Source organism: Bacillus sp. HSf4 (assembly GCF_029537375.1).
GTDB classification, from domain to species: Bacteria; Bacillota; Bacilli; order Bacillales; family Bacillaceae; genus Bacillus; species Bacillus sonorensis_A.
In genome coordinates this window covers 3,840,032-3,858,706 of sequence record NZ_CP120679.1, presented here as the reverse complement: position 1 = coordinate 3,858,706, position 18,675 = coordinate 3,840,032, and the positions used below count along the sequence as shown (strand labels likewise).

At 44.7% G+C, this 18,675-nt stretch carries 16 protein-coding genes; 11 read left to right on the top strand and 5 right to left on the bottom strand.

Going from position 1 to position 18,675, the window contains the following annotated elements:
* Positions 1-126: 126 nt before the first annotated feature.
* Positions 127-1,083 carry an LCP family protein gene (locus P3X63_RS19970; protein WP_026588993.1) on the bottom strand — a complete coding sequence of 319 codons (957 nt, stop codon included), beginning with the start codon at positions 1,081-1,083 and terminating at the stop codon, positions 127-129.
* Between the two features lie 309 nt (positions 1,084-1,392).
* Between P3X63_RS19970 and P3X63_RS19965 the strand changes: the two genes are divergently transcribed.
* A complete protein-coding gene (locus tag P3X63_RS19965; protein ID WP_277691750.1) occupies positions 1,393-2,763 on the top strand; it encodes a sugar porter family MFS transporter in 1,371 nt (456 codons plus the stop codon).
* A gap of 37 nt (positions 2,764-2,800) precedes the next feature.
* Here the strand turns inward: P3X63_RS19965 and P3X63_RS19960 are convergent, their stop codons facing one another.
* A complete protein-coding gene (locus tag P3X63_RS19960; RefSeq protein WP_179115683.1) occupies positions 2,801-2,941 on the bottom strand; it encodes a hypothetical protein in 141 nt (46 codons plus the stop codon).
* Between the two features lie 153 nt (positions 2,942-3,094).
* On the opposite strand from P3X63_RS19960, the gene P3X63_RS19955 reads away from it, so the two are divergent.
* Positions 3,095-4,228 carry a zinc-dependent alcohol dehydrogenase gene (locus P3X63_RS19955; RefSeq protein ID WP_026588991.1) on the top strand — a complete coding sequence of 378 codons (1,134 nt, stop codon included), beginning with the start codon at positions 3,095-3,097 and terminating at the stop codon, positions 4,226-4,228.
* 57 nt (positions 4,229-4,285) lie between these two features.
* Here the strand turns inward: P3X63_RS19955 and kduD are convergent, their stop codons facing one another.
* Entirely contained in the window at positions 4,286-5,050 is a 765-nt protein-coding gene (gene kduD, locus P3X63_RS19950; protein ID WP_277691749.1) for a 2-dehydro-3-deoxy-D-gluconate 5-dehydrogenase KduD, read from the bottom strand.
* A gap of 14 nt (positions 5,051-5,064) precedes the next feature.
* Positions 5,065-5,892, bottom strand: coding sequence for a 5-dehydro-4-deoxy-D-glucuronate isomerase (gene kduI / locus P3X63_RS19945; protein ID WP_026588989.1), 828 nt, complete (start codon positions 5,890-5,892; stop codon positions 5,065-5,067).
* Between the two features lie 248 nt (positions 5,893-6,140).
* On the opposite strand from kduI, the gene P3X63_RS19940 reads away from it, so the two are divergent.
* The 9 genes from P3X63_RS19940 (at position 6,141) to P3X63_RS19900 (ending at position 16,238) form a co-directional block, all read left to right on the top strand.
* A complete protein-coding gene (locus tag P3X63_RS19940) occupies positions 6,141-7,160 on the top strand; it encodes a LacI family DNA-binding transcriptional regulator (protein WP_026588988.1) in 1,020 nt (339 codons plus the stop codon).
* 89 nt (positions 7,161-7,249) lie between these two features.
* A complete protein-coding gene (locus P3X63_RS19935) occupies positions 7,250-8,212 on the top strand; it encodes a sugar kinase (RefSeq protein ID WP_026588987.1) in 963 nt (320 codons plus the stop codon).
* A 5-nt stretch (positions 8,213-8,217) separates the two neighbouring features.
* Positions 8,218-8,832, top strand: a complete 615-nt coding sequence (locus P3X63_RS19930; RefSeq protein ID WP_481748563.1) for a bifunctional 4-hydroxy-2-oxoglutarate aldolase/2-dehydro-3-deoxy-phosphogluconate aldolase — start codon at positions 8,218-8,220, stop codon at positions 8,830-8,832.
* Between the two features lie 60 nt (positions 8,833-8,892).
* Positions 8,893-9,876: a 2-keto-3-deoxygluconate transporter gene (kdgT, locus tag P3X63_RS19925; RefSeq protein WP_026588985.1), complete on the top strand. Its 984-nt coding sequence runs from the start codon at positions 8,893-8,895 to the stop codon at positions 9,874-9,876.
* A 170-nt stretch (positions 9,877-10,046) separates the two neighbouring features.
* Positions 10,047-11,915, top strand: a complete 1,869-nt coding sequence (locus P3X63_RS19920; protein ID WP_277691748.1) for an anaerobic ribonucleoside triphosphate reductase — start codon at positions 10,047-10,049, stop codon at positions 11,913-11,915.
* On the top strand, positions 11,912-12,358 hold the full coding sequence (gene nrdG / locus P3X63_RS19915) for an anaerobic ribonucleoside-triphosphate reductase activating protein (RefSeq protein ID WP_277691747.1): 447 nt from the start codon (positions 11,912-11,914) through the stop codon (positions 12,356-12,358). The genes P3X63_RS19920 and nrdG overlap by 4 nt, the downstream gene beginning before the upstream one ends.
* A 168-nt stretch (positions 12,359-12,526) precedes the next feature.
* Positions 12,527-13,477, top strand: coding sequence for a mannose-6-phosphate isomerase, class I (gene manA, locus P3X63_RS19910; RefSeq protein WP_277691746.1), 951 nt, complete (start codon positions 12,527-12,529; stop codon positions 13,475-13,477).
* A 132-nt stretch (positions 13,478-13,609) separates the two neighbouring features.
* Positions 13,610-14,464 (top strand): SPOR domain-containing protein, encoded by an 855-nt coding sequence (locus P3X63_RS19905; protein ID WP_277691745.1) that lies wholly within the window; start codon positions 13,610-13,612, stop codon positions 14,462-14,464.
* Positions 14,412-16,238, top strand: a complete 1,827-nt coding sequence (locus tag P3X63_RS19900; RefSeq protein ID WP_277691744.1) for an N-acetylglucosaminidase — start codon at positions 14,412-14,414, stop codon at positions 16,236-16,238. Before P3X63_RS19905 ends, P3X63_RS19900 begins: the two co-directional genes overlap by 53 nt.
* A 101-nt stretch (positions 16,239-16,339) precedes the next feature.
* Here P3X63_RS19900 and P3X63_RS19895 read toward each other — a convergent pair whose 3' ends face one another.
* Entirely contained in the window at positions 16,340-18,616 is a 2,277-nt protein-coding gene (locus P3X63_RS19895; protein ID WP_277691743.1) for a bifunctional glycosyltransferase/CDP-glycerol:glycerophosphate glycerophosphotransferase, read from the bottom strand.
* Positions 18,617-18,675: the final 59 nt, after the last annotated feature.

The following is an 18,675-nucleotide window of genomic DNA, read 5'->3' as shown; positions in this document are numbered from 1 at the left end:
AAGACGAAAAACAACTCTCTCTGCAGTATGGTCTCATTTATGTAAAAGGCTAAACCTAAATTTAAATTTTTTCAATAGTAAATATAGAACAGAAAAAAGGATGATCCGCGATCATCCTTTATCAAATCAATAGTCCAGCTGCTGTTTTAATTCTTGTTTGATTTCCGCAAGATTTTCTTGATCAAGCTGGAAATAGTAAACGTTCCCCGGTTTATAATCGCTGCCTTTCAGCTGCAGGGTATCGACAGATTCGAGTGATGTGACGAACGGAATCAGTCCGATCAGGTCGTTCAGCGACAGGTTCATCGACACGTTTTTCCCGATCGTATCCAGAATGTCGTCGTATGCAGGAATTGATGTCAGCGATTTGGATTTATTGATGACCGCTTTGATCACTTCCATCTGCCGCTGTCCGCGCATTAAATCAGTGTCGGCTTTTCTCGTTCTGACGTATGCCAGGGCTTCTTCGCCGTTTAGCGTCTGTTCGCCCGTTGTTAAATGAACCTTCCCTTTTGTATCTTTTGTAATTTGTTTCACGATATATTCCTTTTTAATGTTAACCGGAACACCGCCCAGCTCATCGACGACTTCTTCAAAAGCGGAAAAGTTTCCATCAATAACATAATCGACAGGGATGTCGAGCAAACCTTCGACGGTCTCTACGCTGAGATCCCTTCCGCCAAGCGAATGGGCATGGGTGATTTTATCAAAGCCATGGCCGGGGATATTCACATATGAATCCCTTGGAATGCTCAAAAGCTTGACCGATTTGTCTTCTCGATTGAACGTAGCCAGGATCATTGCGTCGCTTCGTTCCTTATCCATGCTTTGTCCCGGACGGGCATCAATTCCCATCATCAGGATCGAAAAGTTGTCTTTTTCAGGATTGAACTCTTTGATCCGTTTGACGGATTGTTTTCCTCGGGAAAGGCTGACCTGCGCATCATTTGAAGCACTGGCAATTTTATAGTAGGCGTAGCCGCCTGCGGCCGCTGTCGCCGTTAAAAGTAAAACAATGAAAAACAATGAGTATTTGACCCATTTTCTTAACCTTTTTTTCTTCGTTCGTTGCGATCGTAGCATCTGACAAACTCCTCTTTCGATTTATTAAAAAACGCACCATTATTACTAAAGTTAGTGAAATTTCTGATATAAAAGTTAATTGATTCCTAGTCTTGCATTGTACTAGATTATTTGCATTTTGACCAGGGGAAGTCATTGGAAACTGCTTGGCTGTTGGTTTTTGGCCGTCCTTAATATGACGATGCCCGGGCCCTAAATGTTTCATTTATTTTAGTTTCCTTTTAATGGTACAGGGAGTCTGATGTTTAAGGAATCCGAGATAAGGTAAAAGATTCATAAAAAGCTTGAGCTGTTAAAGGAGGATCATTGATGAAAAAACAGAAGGCGAATGCCTGGCTTTATTTTTTTGGAGCCTTGGGCGGACTGATTTACGGATATGATACGGGCGTGATATCCGGGGCGATCCTCTATATCAAAGATGAGTTTGACCTGAATGCCTTTACAGAAGGACTCGTGGTCAGCTCCATTTTAATCGGTGCGATTTTCGGCTCGGGGTTATCGAGAAAGCTGGCCGACCGCTTTGGCAGACGTAAGGTGATGATGTCCGCCGCGGTGCTGTTTTGCATTGGCGGGTTTGGTACAGCACTTGCGCCCGACACGGAATATATGGTGGCTTTCAGAATCGTTCTGGGCCTTGCAGTGGGCTGTTCGACGACGATTATTCCTTTATATCTGTCAGAACTGGCGCCTAAGGAATCCCGCGGGGCCCTTTCATCATTGAATCAGCTGATGATCACGACGGGTATTCTGCTTTCCTACCTTATTAATTATGCTTTCAGCGGGTCAGGGGCCTGGCGCTGGATGCTTGGGCTGGCGCTTGTACCGTCTATCAGTCTTTTGATCGGCATTTTTTTCATGCCGGAAAGTCCGCGCTGGCTTTTGTCAAAAGACAAAGAGAAAAAAGCGAAAGCGGTTTTGAGCAGAATGAAGAGGGGAAACGTGCTTGAAGAGATCAAAGGAATGAAAGAAGCGGAAAGACAGGAGCAGGGAGGTTTGAAAGAACTGCTGGAGCCGTGGGTGCGTCCGTCGTTGATCGCCGGCCTGGGACTCGCTTTTCTTCAGCAGTTTATCGGGACAAACACGATGATATACTACGCTCCGAAAACGTTTGCGAATGTCGGATTTGAAAAGTCGGCGGCTATTTTAGGGACCGTCGGGATCGGGACGGTGAATGTGCTCATGACATTAGCAGCGATGCGCTTGATCGACCGGGTAGGCCGCAAACCGCTTTTATTATTCGGAAATGCGGGAATGGTCATCAGTCTGATCGTGCTGTCTGTGACCCATATCTTTTTGGGAAATACCGTTGCTGCGGCATGGACGACGGTCGTTTGTTTAGGTGTGTTCATAGCGGTGTTTGCAGTCAGCTGGGGGCCGGTTGTCTGGGTGATGCTGCCCGAGCTGTTTCCCCTTCATGTCAGAGGAGCCGGAACCGGAGTATCGACGCTTTTGCTCCATACAGGAAATTTAATTGTGACCTTGAGCTTTCCGGTGCTTCTCGATCTGATTGGCATCAGCTATTTATTCCTTTGCTATGCGGCAATAGGGATTATGGCGTTTTTGTTCGTCTTCTTTAAAGTAACTGAAACAAAAGGGAAAAGCCTTGAAGAAATTGAGCTGGATTTAAAAAGAAAACACAAAAACAACCGGAATACAGAAGCGCGGACAGCCGGGCCATAAGGGGAGGGGAATCCCCTTTATGCCCTTACATCACATGCTACTTCGACTCGTCATTTCTTCCCTCATCCTCGGGCGGAATCTCATCATGTCGGGGCAGATGGCCTGATCTAATCCCTCTGAATACAATAAAGAAAACGGCAAAAACAAATAAGCCCCCGACCAATATTTGCAGCAGCATTAAAACACCTCCGTTTCTTTTATTTATGTCTGTCAGTCTCCGATGATTCAGTTTTTTATATGAACTAATGAAACGTTTGTTTAAAAAAGATGAATCAAGTTTTCAGCCTTGTCCACACTATCAATAACCTGTAAAAAATGGGAGTGTGGACGATTGAAGGCTGTAACGTTTCAAGGGCCTAAGCATATTGAAGTCAGTCAAGTGGAGGACGCTAAAATTGAAAAGAAAGACGATGTCGTCGTCCGAATTACCTCTACCGCGATTTGCGGCTCTGATTTGCATCTCTACCAAGGGAATTTTCCGCTTCCGAAAGGCTTTCAGCTTGGACATGAACCGATGGGAATCGTAGAGGAAACAGGGCCTGAGGTGACAAAGGTGAAAAAAGGCGACAGGGTTGTCATTCCGTTTACCGTCGCCTGCGGACATTGCTATTATTGTGAAAACAAGCTGGAAAGCCAGTGCGACAATTCCAATCCGCATTATGATTCAGGCGGATATTTCGGCTATTCGGAGAAATTCGGCAATCATCCGGGCGGCCAGGCGGAATATTTGAAAGTGCCGTTTGGCAATTTTACGCCGTTTGTCATCCCGGAATCATGCGAGCTTGAGGACGAATCATTGTTATTTTTGTCAGATGTCCTGCCTACTGCCTACTGGAGTGTCCTTCATGCGGGCGTCAAAAAAGGGGACACCGTCATTGTGCTCGGCTGCGGTCCGGTCGGATTAATGGCGCAGAAGTTTGCCTGGATGGAGGGCGCCAAACGGGTCATTGCCGTTGACTATTTGGATTACCGTTTAAAACAGGCAAAAGCTTTAAACCGTGTCGAGGTGTTTGATTTCACAGAATATCCCGACATGGGAGAGCATTTGAAGGAAATCACAAAAGGCGGCGCCGATGTCGTCATTGACTGCGTCGGAATGGACGGGAAAAAATCGCCGCTTGAATACCTTGAACAAAAACTAAAGCTGCAGGGCGGGACGCTGGGGCCGATTCAGATATCGACAAAGGCGGTTCGGAAATGCGGAACGGTGCAGATCACCGGTGTATATGGAAGCAACTACAACATGTTTCCCCTGGGGGCGTTTTTCACCAGGAATATCACGCTGAAAATGGGGCAGGCACCGGTTATTCATTTAATGCCGGAGATTTTCAAAAAAATTGAAGGCGAAGAATTCGATCCGAAAGAAATCATTACACATCAGCTTCCGCTTGGAGAAGCCGGACGGGCGTATCATCTGTTCAACGACCATGAGGATGACTGCATCAAAGTCATTTTGAAGCCGTAGAGAAAGGCGAGAGAGCAAGAAAGGCCGCCGGACAACATGCTGGCAGCCTCGGAACATTCATCTTGCGAGCCATCCGCCATCAACAGCTAAAACATGGCCGTTCATATAATCTGAAGCCGGGGACGAAAGGAACAATGCCGCACCGGCAATATCAGCCGGCTCCCCCCAGCGCTCCGCCGGGATCCGTTTTAAAATTTCGGCGTTCCGCTTTTCATCGTCGCGGATTTGCTTTGTATTGTTGGTTTTAATATAGCCTGGCGCAATCGCATTGACTTGTACATTGAAAGCGGCCCATTCATTGGCGAACGATTTGGTGAGTCCGGCCACTGCGTGCTTGCTCGCCGTATAAGCCGGTACGAGAATGCCTCCTTGAAACGAAAGGAGCGAAGCGATGTTGATGATTTTTCCTTGCCTGTGTTCGATCATCTGCCGGCCGACGGCCTGTGAGAGCAGAAACAGGCTGTTCAAATTGACATTGATGACCGTTTCCCAGTTGTCCCGGGAAAACTCAGCCGCTTTCTCCCTGCGGATCGTTCCGGCGTTGTTTACGAGAATATCGATTTGATGACGGGCAAGGACTTCTTTTGTAAAAGATTCAACTTCATCAAGGCTGCTCATGTCGAGCTGATATGATGTAAACGTCCTGCCGGCTTCTTCAATGAGCTGTTTTGTTTCTTCAAGCCCGCTCGCATGGGCTGTGCCGATCACATCGGCTCCCGCTTTTGCGAGCGCTGCGGCGATGCTTTGGCCGATGCCTGTAGCGGGTCCTGTGACAAGCGCCGTTTTGCCTTCAAGGGAAAAATACGATTCAAGATATCCCATCTTCTATCACGTCCTTACCGTATGACATTCATCGGGACAGCGTCCATGTCCTTAAATGTGTAGTTTTCACCGGCCATCGCCCAAATAAAGCAGTAGTTGGATGTGCCTGAACCCGAGTGGACAGACCATGCCGGAGAAATGACGGCCTGTTCATTTCCGACGACAAGGTGCCGGGTTTCCGTCGGTTCGCCCATGAAGTGGAACACTTTTTCCGATTCATCAAGATCAAGGTAAAGGTAAACTTCCATCCGCCGGTCATGCACATGGGCCGGCATCGTATTCCATGTATTATGAGGCTCAAGAAACGTAATCCCCATCATCAGCTGACAGCTCTGGATGCCGTCAGCATGAATCACTTTATACAGATTGCGGACATTCGATGAGGCCTCCTCCCCCAAGTGGTCGTACGGGAGCTCAGCAAGCGAAGCTTTTTGTACAGGATAATTTTTGTGCGCGGTCGCGGAAACGAAATAAAACTTTGCCGTTCCTTCATCCAAGCTTGAAAAGGAAACGTCTTGATTTCCCAAGCCGATATACAGAAAATCCTTATGCCCCATCACATGTTCCTCGCCGCCGATCTTAACCGCGCCGGGCATTCCGACGTTCACAATGCCGATTTCACGGCGCTCAAGGAAATAGTCCGTTTTTAAGAAATCGCCCGCATCAAGCTGTATCGATTCATTGACCGGAACAGCACCGCCAATCACGACCCTGTCTTCATGTGAATAAACCATTTTCAGCTGATTTTCGGCAAACAATGATTCTATTAAAAAATGCTCGCGAAGCTCTGCGGTTGTGAATCGTTTCGCTTGTTCAGGATGAACAGAATAACGATTTTCCATACATTCTCCTCCTTGGATTGGACGTTTTGACTTGAATGAAGCATCAAAGTTTTTGGTAACGGTTTCAAACATGAATTTTAAAGTAAATAATGGAAACCGTCAACCGGATTTTTCGTTTTTTCTTAGGATTGTCAATCTGATTCTTAAAAACTTAAAAATCCCTCTTCCAAAATTTTTATGATGTGATATGCTGATGATATAAAGTTTTTGAAATCGGTTTCAAATTTAAGGCGTATAGGAGTACTTGAATGAAGGATAAACAAACAGGAAAAGTAACCATCAACGAAGTAGCCGCATATGCAGGCGTTTCAAAATCAACGGTTTCCCGGTATATCAATGGGAAGCTCGATGCCATTTCACCGCAAAAGGTGAAGAGCATCAAAAAAGCGATCGCGGAGCTGAACTACCGTCCCAGCCAAATGGCCCAGGGCTTAAAGGTGAAAAAAAGCAAGCTCATCGGCTTTTTAGTGGCCGATATCACCAACCCGTTTTCAGTCGCCACCTTAAGGGGAGTAGAAGAGGTTTGTGATCAGTACGGATACAGCATTATGGTCTGCAACACCGACAACAGTCCTGAAAAAGAAAGAGAAATGCTGCACAAGCTGAATGCGCATTACATTGAAGGGCTGATCATCAATACAACCGGCCGGAACAACGACGTACTGTTGGATCTGATCGATCAGGACGTATCGATTGTGCTCGTTGACCGGAAAGTGCCAGGTCTGAAGATTGATGCAGTCACAACAAATAACCGCGAAATCACCGGTCAAATCGTCAACATGATGTATGATAAAGGCTACGCTCATGTCGGTTTGTTTACAGAACCGATGAAAGGCATCAGTCCGAGGGAAGAGCGGGTATCAGCCTACACTGAAATTGCGCTTGCACGCGATGCCGGGCGCACTCCTTTTGTCCATGAAGTGGAGGCCAAAGACAAAAAAGCTCTGATGGAATCGGTGAAAAGCTTTTTGGCGGTCAGCGAGGGGGAGAAAAAAGCGATCCTCGGAAACAACGGCCTTCTGATGCTGAAAATCATCAGCTGTCTGTATGAGCTCGGTGTATCGATTCCAGAAGACGTCGGAATTGCAGGGTTTGATGATACGGAATGGTATAAATTAATCGGTCCGGGCATCACGACCATCGCCCAGCCGTCTCATGAGATGGGCAAGGTCGCAATGGAGCGCATCATTAAACGGCTTGAAGGAGACGAAAGCGCCCCGCAAACAATTCAGCTTGAAGCGGAATTGGTTCTAAGACATTCATTATAGCGTTTGACAGAAAACACTCCCTCACGGAGAGAGTGTTTTTTGAACACCATGTTTGAAACCGGTACCATTTTGAAAGGGGGAAGATGAGAATGGCGTTAGACGTCATGACCTTCGGCGAATCGATGGCGATGTTTTATGCAAATGAAACAGGTGAGCTCCACGAGGTTTCTTCTTTTTCCAAAGCGCTCGCCGGAGCCGAAACAAACGTTGCCGTCGGGCTGGCCCGCTTAGGCTTTCGGGTAGGCTGGGTTAGCAAGGTTGGCGCTGATTCGCTCGGGACCTTCATTTTAAATGAATTGAAAAAGGAACATGTCGATATTTCAGCAGTCAAACGCACAGCAGGAAAACAGACGGGAATATTGCTTAAGTCAAAGGTTGAAAGCGGTGATCCTGATGTGACTTACTACCGGAAAGGGTCGGCCGCAAGCACAATGGGCATCGAAGATTACCCATCCGGTTACTTCAAACAGGCGAACCATCTGCACATGACAGGGATACCGCCTGCCTTATCAAATAAGATGAAAGCATTTTCTCATCACGCTGTTCAGCAAATGAAAAAGGAGGGAAAAACGATTTCGTTCGATCCGAACCTTCGTTTTCAGCTTTGGCCCGATCAGGAGACAATGGTGCATACGATCAACGAATTCGCATCACAGGCGGACTGGTTTTTTCCCGGAATCAATGAAGGCAAGCTGCTGACAGGCTTTCATACCCCTGAGAAAATCGCGGCGTTTTATTTGGAGCAGGGAGTCAAGCTGATCGTCGTCAAGCTAGGAAAGGAAGGCGCCTATTACCGGACGGCGGAAGAAGAGGGCTATGTGTCCGGATATCCCGTTGAAGTGGTCGACACCGTTGGAGCGGGGGATGGTTTTGCCGTCGGAATGATCAGCGGACTGCTGGACCGGCTGCCATTGGAAGAGGCAGTGCAGAGGGCAAATGCCATCGGAGCGCTCGCGGTTATGGCGCCGGGTGATATGGATGGCCTTCCGTCAAGAGAACGGCTTAAAAGTTTTATGGCGGCTATGAGAAACAATCAAAAAATAGGGGGGTAACCATAATGGGAATGTCCATGATGGAAAAAGTGCAGGAACATCTGGCAGAAGCCGGGCTGATCGCCGTCGTCCGGGCAAAAGACATGAAAGCGGCTGAAGACAAGATTCATCGCCTGATCGAGAAGGGAATTACCGCGATTGAAATCACATATACCACACCGGGAGCGTCCGAACTGATCGAAACATTTGCAAAAAAAGACGGCCTCTTAATCGGGGCGGGAACGGTCACAGAGAGCGGACAGGCGCGGGAAGCCGCCGCCCGGGGGGCTCAGTTTATCGTCAGTCCCGGTTTTTCCAGTGAACTGGCTGATGAAATGGCTTCCATGCATCCATTTTTTATTCCGGGGGTTTTGACGCCGAGCGAAATAATGGAAGCGATATCAAAGGGGTTCCGCACATTGAAATTGTTCCCCGGCGGGACATCAGGGATTCCCTATATGAAAAATCTAGCCGGGCCTTTTCCAAACATCCGCTTTATTCCAACCGGGGGTATCCATCCGGGCGATGTAGAAAAGTGGCTTGATGCCGGAGCATTGGCTGTAGGGGTGGGAAGCCAGCTCGAAAAAGCCTCTGCAGAGGATCTCGAGCGCATTTTTCACAGAGGCATCAAACATCAATAAGGCATTTCTAAAGATCAATAGCTTTGTGTTTTCATTAACCTGAGAATAGGAGATTAAATGATGAAAATTAAAGCAACGATTGAACGTGTGCCGGGTGGTATGATGATCATTCCGCTGTTTCTGGGCGCAACGCTGAATACGTTTGCCCCTGGAACGGCAGAGTTTTTCGGCGGATTTACGGGCGCCCTGATTACCGGAACACTGCCGATTTTAGGCGTGTTTATCTTTTGTGTGGGAGCGACCATCGACTTTCGCTCTTCAGGCTATATCGCCAGAAAAGGATTGACGCTTTTGATCGGCAAAGTTGGTTTTGCCGCTGTATTGGGGTTGATCGCTTCGCAATTTATCCCTGATGAAGGGATAAAATCGGGCTTTTTTGCGGGGCTCTCCGTTTTAGCCATTGTAGCGGTCATGAATGAAACAAACGGCGGACTGTATTTGGCTTTAATGAATCATTTGGGACGAAAGGAAGACGCCGGTGCTTTTGCTTTTATCAGCACGGAGTCAGGCCCGTTTATGACGATGGTTACGTTTGGTGTGACAGGACTCGCGGCATTCCCATGGGAGACGCTCGCTGCGACGGTCATCCCGTTTTTACTCGGCTGTATACTGGGAAACCTTGACACAGAGCTGCGCGATTTATTCGGCAAAGTCGTCCCGGCGATTATTCCGTTTTTTGCATTTTCCTTAGGAAACACGCTCGATTTTAAAATGCTGATCAAATCGGGCCTGTTGGGGATTTTTGTAGGAGTGGCGGTCGTCATATTATCCGGAAGCTCACTTTATCTCTTGGACAGATTCATTGCAAGGGGAGACGGTGTGGCAGGAGTCGCGGCATCATCGACCGCCGGGGCGGCCGTAGCCGTTCCATACGCCCTTGCTGATGCAAACCCGATGTTTGCACCCGTAGCGGAATCCGCCACGGCGATCATTGCCACAAGCGTGATTGTCACCTCGCTCTTGACGCCGCTCGCGACAGTTTGGATCGAAAAAAGGACAAAGCAGAGGAAGCCTCCAAAACAAATAACGATTGACTATAAATGATTCAGGCAAAAAGCGCCGCGGATAGAAAAGGTCCGCGGCGCTTTTTGTTAACGTGTTGAATGAACGTCACCAAATTGTTGAAATTCACCAATGAAATCCATGCTAATATCAATATATAGTGTTTGTTTGAAAAATGAACACAATATATGGTTTTAATAGGAGAGATCAGGATGACAACAGGCAGTAAAGAACAAGGATTATCACAATTGACAGAAACGTTTCATGACATCGTAGGGTATGGAAACCATGATATTATGCAGGAAAATGCCAATGTGGACGGCCGATCCCCGATGGGGCAAATGAGCCGGTTTGCATCCGAGAGCTCCAGACATTATGCGCTCCATTACTTAATGTCGCCGGAAGTGAAGAAGGCGGTCGATGACAATTTTTTATATCCGCATGATTTGGATTTTATGGCAAGCGGAACGACGACCTGCTGCCAAATTCCTTTAGGAAAGCTGCTGAAAGACGGATTTAACACAGGCCACGGATCCTTAAGAGAACCGAAAGACATTATGAGCGCGCTATCGCTTGCATCCATCATCTTTCAATCGAATCAAAACATGCAGCATGGAGGCCAATCGTTTCCGATGTTTGATTATGACTTGGCGCCCTATGTCCGCAAAACGTTTGAAAAGCATATGAAGAGAATCAAAGAATATCCGACTTCATGGTCTGAAGAGGAAATCGCCGAAAGGGCGTGGATAGAGACGGATCGGACAACCTATCAAGCCTGCGAAGCATTTATACATAACGCCAACAGCATGCACTCCAGAGGCGGAGGGCAGGTTCCGTTCGTCTCCATTAATTATGGAACGGACACCTCAAAGGAAGGACGCATCCTCATCAAGAACATTCTCAAGGCGACAAAAGCCGGTTTGGGCAAAGGGGAGACGCCGATTTTTCCGATTCAAATTTTCAAAATGAAAGAAGGAACCAACGTCCGCCCGACAGATACGAACTATGATTTATATCAGCTGGCTTTAGAAACGAGCGCTGAAAGGCTGTTTCCCAACTTCAGCTTCATTGATTCTCCCGTAAACAAGCCTTTTTATGACGGGACACCGGAAAGCGAAATCGCTTATATGGGCTGCAGAACCCGCGTCATGTCGAATATCAATGGGAAAGAAAACAGCATCAGCAGAGGAAATTTGTCATTTACATCGGTCAACATCGTCAAAATTGCCCTGCTTAGTGAAAGTATTGACCAATTTTTCACTTCTTTAAATCATTACATCGATCTAACCATTCAGCAATTGCTGGAACGTTACGCCTTTCAATGCAAAAAAAGGGCAAAAGACTTCAAATTTCTTTATTCGCAAGGCATTTGGCATGAAAGTGAGAAGCTTGGCCCAGATGACACACTTGAAGACGTCCTGAAGCACGGAACGTTGAGCATCGGTTTTATCGGACTTGCCGAAGCCTTGACGGCATTGATTGGCAAACACCACGGAGAGAGCGATGAAGCATTTGAACTGGGAAAAAGAATCGTTCAATTTATGAGGGATAAAGCAGACGAAGCCACTGAGCAGCACAAGCTGAACTTTTCCCTGATCGCGACACCTGCGGAAGGACTTTCAGGGAAATTCGTGAAAAAAGACAGCGCTCAATTCGGCTCTATCCGCAATGTAACAGACCGGATTTATTATACGAACTCATTTCACATCCCTGTTCACTATAAGCTGACAGCAATCGAAAAGATCCGGAAGGAAGCGCCTTTCCATCTGCTGTGCAACGGCGGGCACATCAGTTATATCGAATTGGACGGAGATCCGAAGAAGAATATTAAAGCGATGGATACGATTGTCAATGCGATGCGCAAAGAAGGCATGGGATACGCATCGATCAATCATCCCGTCGATCATTGCAAAGCCTGCGGCTTTACCGGGATTATCGATAATGAATGCCCGCAGTGCAAAAACCGTGATGAAGCATTCATCGAACGGATCAGAAGAATTACCGGATATTTGGTCGGGGATATGTCAAAATGGAATTCCGCGAAAAGACAAGAAGAAAAGGACAGAGTGAAGCACCTATGAAAGTGATGAATATTATCCATGACAGCATCGTAGACGGAGAAGGACTGAGGACAGTCGTCTTTTTGGCCGGCTGTCCGCATATGTGTGAAGGCTGCCATAATAAACAGAGCTGGAATATCAATAACGGATTTGATATGAGCGTTGACGAAGTGTTTGCAGAAATTATGAAAAACCCTCTCACAAACGTGACATATTCAGGAGGGGAACCGCTTTTGCATGCAAGCGAGCTGATCGAGCTCTCGAAGAAAATCAAAGAGCATTCTGATAAAGATATATGGCTGTACAGCGGATACACGTATGAGCAGATTTTAAGCAATGAAAAGCACAGCGCGCTGTTAGCCTGCTGTGATGTATTGGTCGATGGTCCGTTTGAGATTAATAAAAGAGATTTGACACTGCTTTACAGGGGAAGCTCCAATCAAAAGATTATCGAATTAACATGAACAGAGGCCTGACAGGCTTCTGTTTTTCATTGACTTCTATTGAGATAACGTCATAATTGAATATGAAAAGGTTATCCTTAAAAAGGACTGCCAACGATAAAAGAAAGCGTTTTATTTACATAGCCCTGCATGGAAAAGGATATGGATAACAAAGGGGGTAACGGCTTCATGACGCAATCACCGATTTTTTTGCAGCCTGAATTCAAGGAAAGAATATGGGGAGGAACAGCCTTGAGAGAACGATTTGGCTATGACATCCCTTCTGATTTGACAGGTGAATGCTGGGCGATTTCCGCTCATCCAAATGGGCCGAATCTCGTGGCTTCAGGACAGTATAAAGGAAAAACGCTCGCAGAGCTTTGGAATGAGCATCGCGAACTGTTTGGCGGCATAGAAGGCGACCGCTTTCCGCTTCTAACAAAAATTCTCGACGCGAACAAGGATCTTTCCGTTCAGGTTCACCCTGACGACTACTATGCGGGAGAACATGAAAACGGTGAACTTGGAAAGACGGAATGCTGGTATATCATCGACTGCAAAGAGGGGGCGGAAATCGTCTACGGCCACACGGCAAGAACGCGGACAGAGCTTGTCACGATGATCAACAGCGGGGATTGGGATAATCTTTTAAGGCGAATTAAAATCAAACCGGGCGATTTTTATTACGTTCCAAGCGGTACGATACACGCTCTTTGTGAAGGCACGCTTGTCCTTGAAACCCAGCAAAGCTCTGATACGACATACCGGGTGTACGATTATGACCGGACTGACCAAAATGGAGAAAAGCGCGAGCTTCACCTTGGACAGGCGATCAATGTCACAACCGTGCCACATGTTGACGGATACGCTGACGAATCAACAGAAACAAGAAAAGGCATCACCATTAAAACATTTGTTGAAGCGGAGTATTTTTCAGTATACAAATGGGATGTCGATGGACTTGCTGAGCTGACTCAGGATCACCCTTTCCTTCTGTGCAGTGTCATAGAAGGGGAAGCCAAGCTCATTCAGGGCGGTGAAACGTATTTGATCGGCAAAGGAACAAACTTTATCCTGCCTGCGGGAATCCATGACTTTACAATAGAAGGAACATGCGAACTCATTGTATCGCACATATAAAAAAGCTTACCGGTCTTCAAAAAAAGGCCGGTAAGCTTTTTTATTGTGAAAAAACATCTCCACAGTGCCGATAAAAAGAGAAAGCAAGATCAAGAACCTAGGAAGCTCGAAAGGGCGAGGGGAGAAGAGAATGTGAACAAGACTATCAAAAAAGCCGTCTGTTTCACTGCGATGATGTTATGCATACATGCGGCAGTTCCGGCAATTCCCGCTTTTGCAGCATACACGGACACTTCCGTCTACAAAATTGAAACAACAAAAGAGTTTAATAGTGAAAACGAAGCTGTAAAAGCAGTTGAACAACTGAAAAAAGACACGGGATGGAAAGCCGAGTATCAACCATCAGGAAAAAACGGTACAACATACGTCTTGATGACAGGCGGGATTGAAGGGGAGAGCAGAGCCAAAAATCTGCTTGAGCAGCTTCAAAAAGAAACGGCCTTGAAAGCATCCTATGGTACGATCGGTCAGAAAGAACCTTTAGCAAAAGCGGTGTCAAAGGAATTTGCCGGTGAAGCAAAAGCCAAGGAATGGGCTCTCCAATTTGAAAAAGAAACCGGCCTGAAGGCAGCTTACACAATCGCTGGAAAACGAGAGGCTTACGTTAAGGTGACCACAGAGGGAATTGAGGGGGAGAAGCAAACAAAAGCCATCCTCAGCCGCTTTGAAAAAGAGACCGGCCTAAAGGCGTCATACGCTCCATACGGAACCGGAAAAAATACAGTAAAGCTTTATTCGGGTGAAATCGCAGACGGAAACAAAGCGAAAAGCCTGCTTTTGCAATTTGAAAAAGAAACCGCCCTTAAAGGCTCTATAGAATCGATAAGAAAACAGCAGCCCCGGTATAAAATTGTCACCGGTGTGATACAAGGTGAATCAAACGCGAAAAATCTGCTGAGGCAGTTTGAAAACAAGCTTAAGATGAAAGGCAAATATGAAGCCGCTGGGAAGCCCGGACAGCTATATCATATCAAATCGGGATATTGACGAAAAGAGCGCGAAAAATGCCGCCAGCCAAATGAAAAAGAATACAGGCGTGGCCTCTGCCGCAGAAAAGGTGAAAGGGACGCGCTTCTGGATGATCAGCACGAAAAATGTGGACAGTCAAAATCTCAAAAAAATAGATGTCTTTTTCAAAAAGAAAACATGGCGCTATACCGCCTCTAAGGCGGGAAAAAAGCAAACATCTTTCCGGATCGTTTCCAGCGCGGTTTCAGAACAAAGGAAAGCGAACGATGGCATTCTGTTCTTTAAGAACAAAAACATTCAAGCAACGGCTCAACATGCAGGAAACACGACCGAGGTCCGCTACAGGATCGCATCAAAAGAAACCGCCGAACAAGGACAAATCAATAAAGGATTGAATGTCTTTAAGAAAAACGGTGCAGCCGGTAAAGCAGCAGCAACAGGGAAAAAAATTCACAGTCATTATCAGCTGACAACGGCATCTATTTATGAACAGGACAAGGTGAAAAAAACGCTCCGTTTCTTTGAAGAGCTCGGCCTTCATGCAGCAACCGAAAAGACAGGTCAATATGACAGCCGGTATACGCTAAGTTCAGAGGCTGTGCTGAGCACGGACAAATTAAAGCAAGCGCTCGAATTTTTCAGCAAGCGAAATATACCAGGTAAAATCGTAAAAACCGGTGAATACGGCTACAGACAGTACCGGATTACAGCAAGCCGGATCACAAGCAAGACAGATCTTGACCGGGGGCTGAATGTCTTTAAGAAAAACGGTGTCAGTGCGACATATCAAACGAAGACGACCAGCCTTTTTCACATCTTGATCAATGAACAATTTACAGGAAAAATCCGCGCAGAGGCTGCAGCCAATCGGATCAAAACAAGTTACGGATGGCCGGTGACGATCATCAAAATCAAAAATGGCCCGCAAATCACCACGACCGATTACGGGATCACGCTAAGCCAAATGGTAGACAAGCAGATGAAAGTCAGTCCGCAAACGGATGCGCCTGCATATGTATCATTAAGCTATATCAATACTGCCAACCAAACCGTAACCGCGGATCTGTTGAATGTCAGGTCAAGTCCGCGCGTCGTTAGCGGAAATATCATCGGACAGCTGCAGAAAGGGAATAAAGTCAGCATCATCTCCCAAGAAAACGGCTGGGCTAAAATCAGAATGAACTGGCGCAATGCCAGCAGAGAAGAAGTCGAGAAATATGTCAATCCGGAAAATTTCACAAAGGACAGCTCGGCGTACTTTCAATTTTTAAAACTTTCGCAAACAGCCGGATTGAATGCTGCCGAAGTCAATAGAAAAATTCTTTATCATAAAGAAATTTTGACAGGCAAAGGACAGGCGTTCATCGATGCCGCGAGAAGATACAGCATCAATGAACTGTACCTCATTTCGCACTCCCTCCTTGAGACGGGCAACGGAACTTCCGAGTTGGCCAAAGGAACGATGTTCAACGGCAAAAAGGTTTACAATATGTACGGAGTCGGTGCCTATGACAGCAATCCGCTCTACTATGGCGCCAAATACGCCTATGAACAGGGCTGGTTCACACCGGAGGCCGCGATCATGGGCGGAGCTAAATTCATCGGTGAAAAATACATTCACCACCCGACTTACAAACAGGACACGCTCTATAAGATGAGATGGTCGCCGAATGCCCTTCATCAGTACGCGACAGATGTCGGCTGGGCTTACAAGCAGGTGGGGAGAATGTACGGCCTATATGTATTGCTTGAAGACTATACACTGTATTACGATGTGCCGGTTTATCGGTAGATATAAAAAGAGACTCGAAATATGTTTTCGAGTCTCTTTTTTTATAAAAGAAACTATATTCTATTTTTATGACAGGTCAACTTAAATCAAATCAAGCTATATTAATCATTGATCACGCCGATTTCACTAAGTACTTTTTTTGTACTTCTCCCCCGATTTCCTTCTATATAATAATGGCAGAAATTAGCCAGTTTTTCTAAGTCAAAATTATGATTTTGAATGATTTCTATAATTTCTTTAGTATTTTCAGCAATTGGACCGGGCACATGAGTTCGATAATCAAAATAGAAGCCTCTTTCTGATAAATAATCATCCAAATCATATGCATAAAATATTATGGGCTTTTGTAAAATGGCATATTCAAAAATAACCGACGAATAATCAGTTATCATGAGATCAGACACGATCATCAGATCATTGATATCCTCGACCTCGGACATATTAAAAACAAACTTTGAATTGATGAAAGATTTATCCTGAACAGAAACTTGTTTGACGCTTGGATGAAGTTTTAAAATTAAAACGTATTCGTGGCCTAATTCTTTTTCTAAATAATCAAGGTCCATTTTAAAAGTAAATGCTTGTCTTTGTTTTAAATCACCTCTAAAAGTAGGTGCGTATAAAAGTATTTTTTTGTCTGATAAATGGCTGTATTTTTTATGAAATCTCTTTTTCACACTATATTTATAGTCTTCATCAAAAAAAACATCAGTTCTAGGAAGTCCAAATGGCAAAATTTTGTTTTTTGGTGCATTAAATGCTTCGGCATACTCGTTTACTATATTAGAGGAGCTGGCCAAGATTTTGGTATAAATCGAATGTGCATTGGTTTCAAACTTAAACGTATTTGCTTCCCTGTATTCAAGTGCACTGAACCCAAATTTTTTAAAGGCCCCTGCAGCATGCCATGTTTGAATAACTTCTGTTTTTTTGTTTATTTTTAGTCCATATAATTGATAATAATAATCATCAAGGAAAATCCACTTTGACCTTCCAAGTATATAATATTGTTTGATAGACTCGGCAAAGCTTCTATTTTTCTTCAAAAATATATTTACTTTTAAGTGTGGGTGATTATTTAACTCTTTATAAATAGCTAATAGATTTCCTTTTAAAATAGAACTATTATTTGTTCCAAGAGATAAATAACGTCCGTTCGGAAATGCATTTGCAAATTTAAAAACGATTCTTCTTAGAATGAAGTTTTTAAACTTTTTTCGATTGAGCCGTTTTCTAACTTGTTTTAATAAGGAATAGATATAAATGCTGGCCAAAGATTTGGTTTTCAAACTGATGTTTACAGCTTTATAACAATTGGTTTCTATAATTTTTTCTTGTTTTAACGTTTTTTTATCCAGTCGTTGCAATGCAGTGTTCATTAATTGTACATACTTTATCCTAGCAGCCGGTTTAATTAGAATAGCTTTTTCTGTGAGTTTTAAAATTAACGAACGACTAATTGCCGGTGTAGCATCAATTAAGTCAGTTTTGAGATTGGCCAACCATGAATTAAGTGTAGTGAATACATGTGCTTGAGTACGGTGGTTCTTGGATAATAAGGCTGCATTAATAATGCTCCAAATCTCATTTTGTACTACTCGTTCTAAATAGCTGCTTTGTACAAAACTGGGACCCCTGTAATTTGAAAAATATGTTTCAGCTATCTTTAACATTTTTAATAAATCATTTAATATCTCAATAGGTTTCTGATAGATTTCTTGTGTAAGAGAGGCAACATTACCTTCTCTTAATCTGTATAAATATACGGTTTCATTTATCGTGTAAATATTTTTTGCGTGTAAATAAGCATAAAGAACCAGGGGCTGATCTTCACCAAACCGGAGTTCTTCAGGAAAGAAAATTCCTTTTAATAATGTTCTTTTATACAATTTTGCACAAGGTCCTATAGAGTAAAAGAGTTCTGGATTAGTTTCAATAGTTTTTTTACCGGATTTCATAATATTATGTTGTAAATGTGATTTAATGTACCATTCCTTTTCTGAATTAAACCGTTTTGAAGCTCCGGTTACAAGATCAGAATCATATTTTACTGCAGTATTGTACAATTTCCTCAGTGCGTCCGTAGGCAAAATATCATCAGAATCAACAAAACAGATGTAATCTCCCTGCGCCTCTTGAAGCCCGCGGTTTCTTGCTGCGGCTGGCCCCTTATTGGCTTGGGTGATAACCTTCATATGTTTATTGTCTTCTGCAAATGTTCGAATAATGGAGAGGCTGTTATCTGTGGAGCCATCGTCGATGATGATATATTCTACGTCCTGAAGTGTTTGATTGTTCAAGCTATTTAAAGTGTGGGAGACGATGTCTTCCACATTGTATACAGGTACAATAACACTTACTTTAAGCTTTTGGTTCATGTTTAAACCCCATAAAATGAAATTGAAATAGTCGACATAATTGTATATCATTATTACAG

Bases quoted from the DNA above. Each gene is read 5' to 3' on its own strand.
- P3X63_RS19970 (WP_026588993.1), bottom strand. From the start codon at position 1,083: ATGCTACGATCGCAACGAACGAAGAAAAAAAGGTTAAGAAAATGGGTC.
- P3X63_RS19965 (WP_277691750.1), top strand. From the start codon at position 1,393: ATGAAAAAACAGAAGGCGAATGCCTGGCTTTATTTTTTTGGAGCCTTG.
- P3X63_RS19960 (WP_179115683.1), bottom strand. From the start codon at position 2,941: ATGCTGCTGCAAATATTGGTCGGGGGCTTATTTGTTTTTGCCGTTTTC.
- kduD (WP_277691749.1), bottom strand. From the start codon at position 5,050: ATGGGATATCTTGAATCGTATTTTTCCCTTGAAGGCAAAACGGCGCTT.
- kduI (WP_026588989.1), bottom strand. From the start codon at position 5,892: ATGGAAAATCGTTATTCTGTTCATCCTGAACAAGCGAAACGATTCACA.
- P3X63_RS19940 (WP_026588988.1), top strand. From the start codon at position 6,141: ATGAAGGATAAACAAACAGGAAAAGTAACCATCAACGAAGTAGCCGCA.
- P3X63_RS19935 (WP_026588987.1), top strand. From the start codon at position 7,250: ATGGCGTTAGACGTCATGACCTTCGGCGAATCGATGGCGATGTTTTAT.
- P3X63_RS19930 (WP_481748563.1), top strand. From the start codon at position 8,218: ATGGGAATGTCCATGATGGAAAAAGTGCAGGAACATCTGGCAGAAGCC.
- kdgT (WP_026588985.1), top strand. From the start codon at position 8,893: ATGAAAATTAAAGCAACGATTGAACGTGTGCCGGGTGGTATGATGATC.
- P3X63_RS19920 (WP_277691748.1), top strand. From the start codon at position 10,047: ATGACAACAGGCAGTAAAGAACAAGGATTATCACAATTGACAGAAACG.
- nrdG (WP_277691747.1), top strand. From the start codon at position 11,912: ATGAAAGTGATGAATATTATCCATGACAGCATCGTAGACGGAGAAGGA.
- manA (WP_277691746.1), top strand. From the start codon at position 12,527: ATGACGCAATCACCGATTTTTTTGCAGCCTGAATTCAAGGAAAGAATA.
- P3X63_RS19900 (WP_277691744.1), top strand. From the start codon at position 14,412: ATGAAGCCGCTGGGAAGCCCGGACAGCTATATCATATCAAATCGGGAT.
- P3X63_RS19895 (WP_277691743.1), bottom strand. From the start codon at position 18,616: ATGAACCAAAAGCTTAAAGTAAGTGTTATTGTACCTGTATACAATGTG.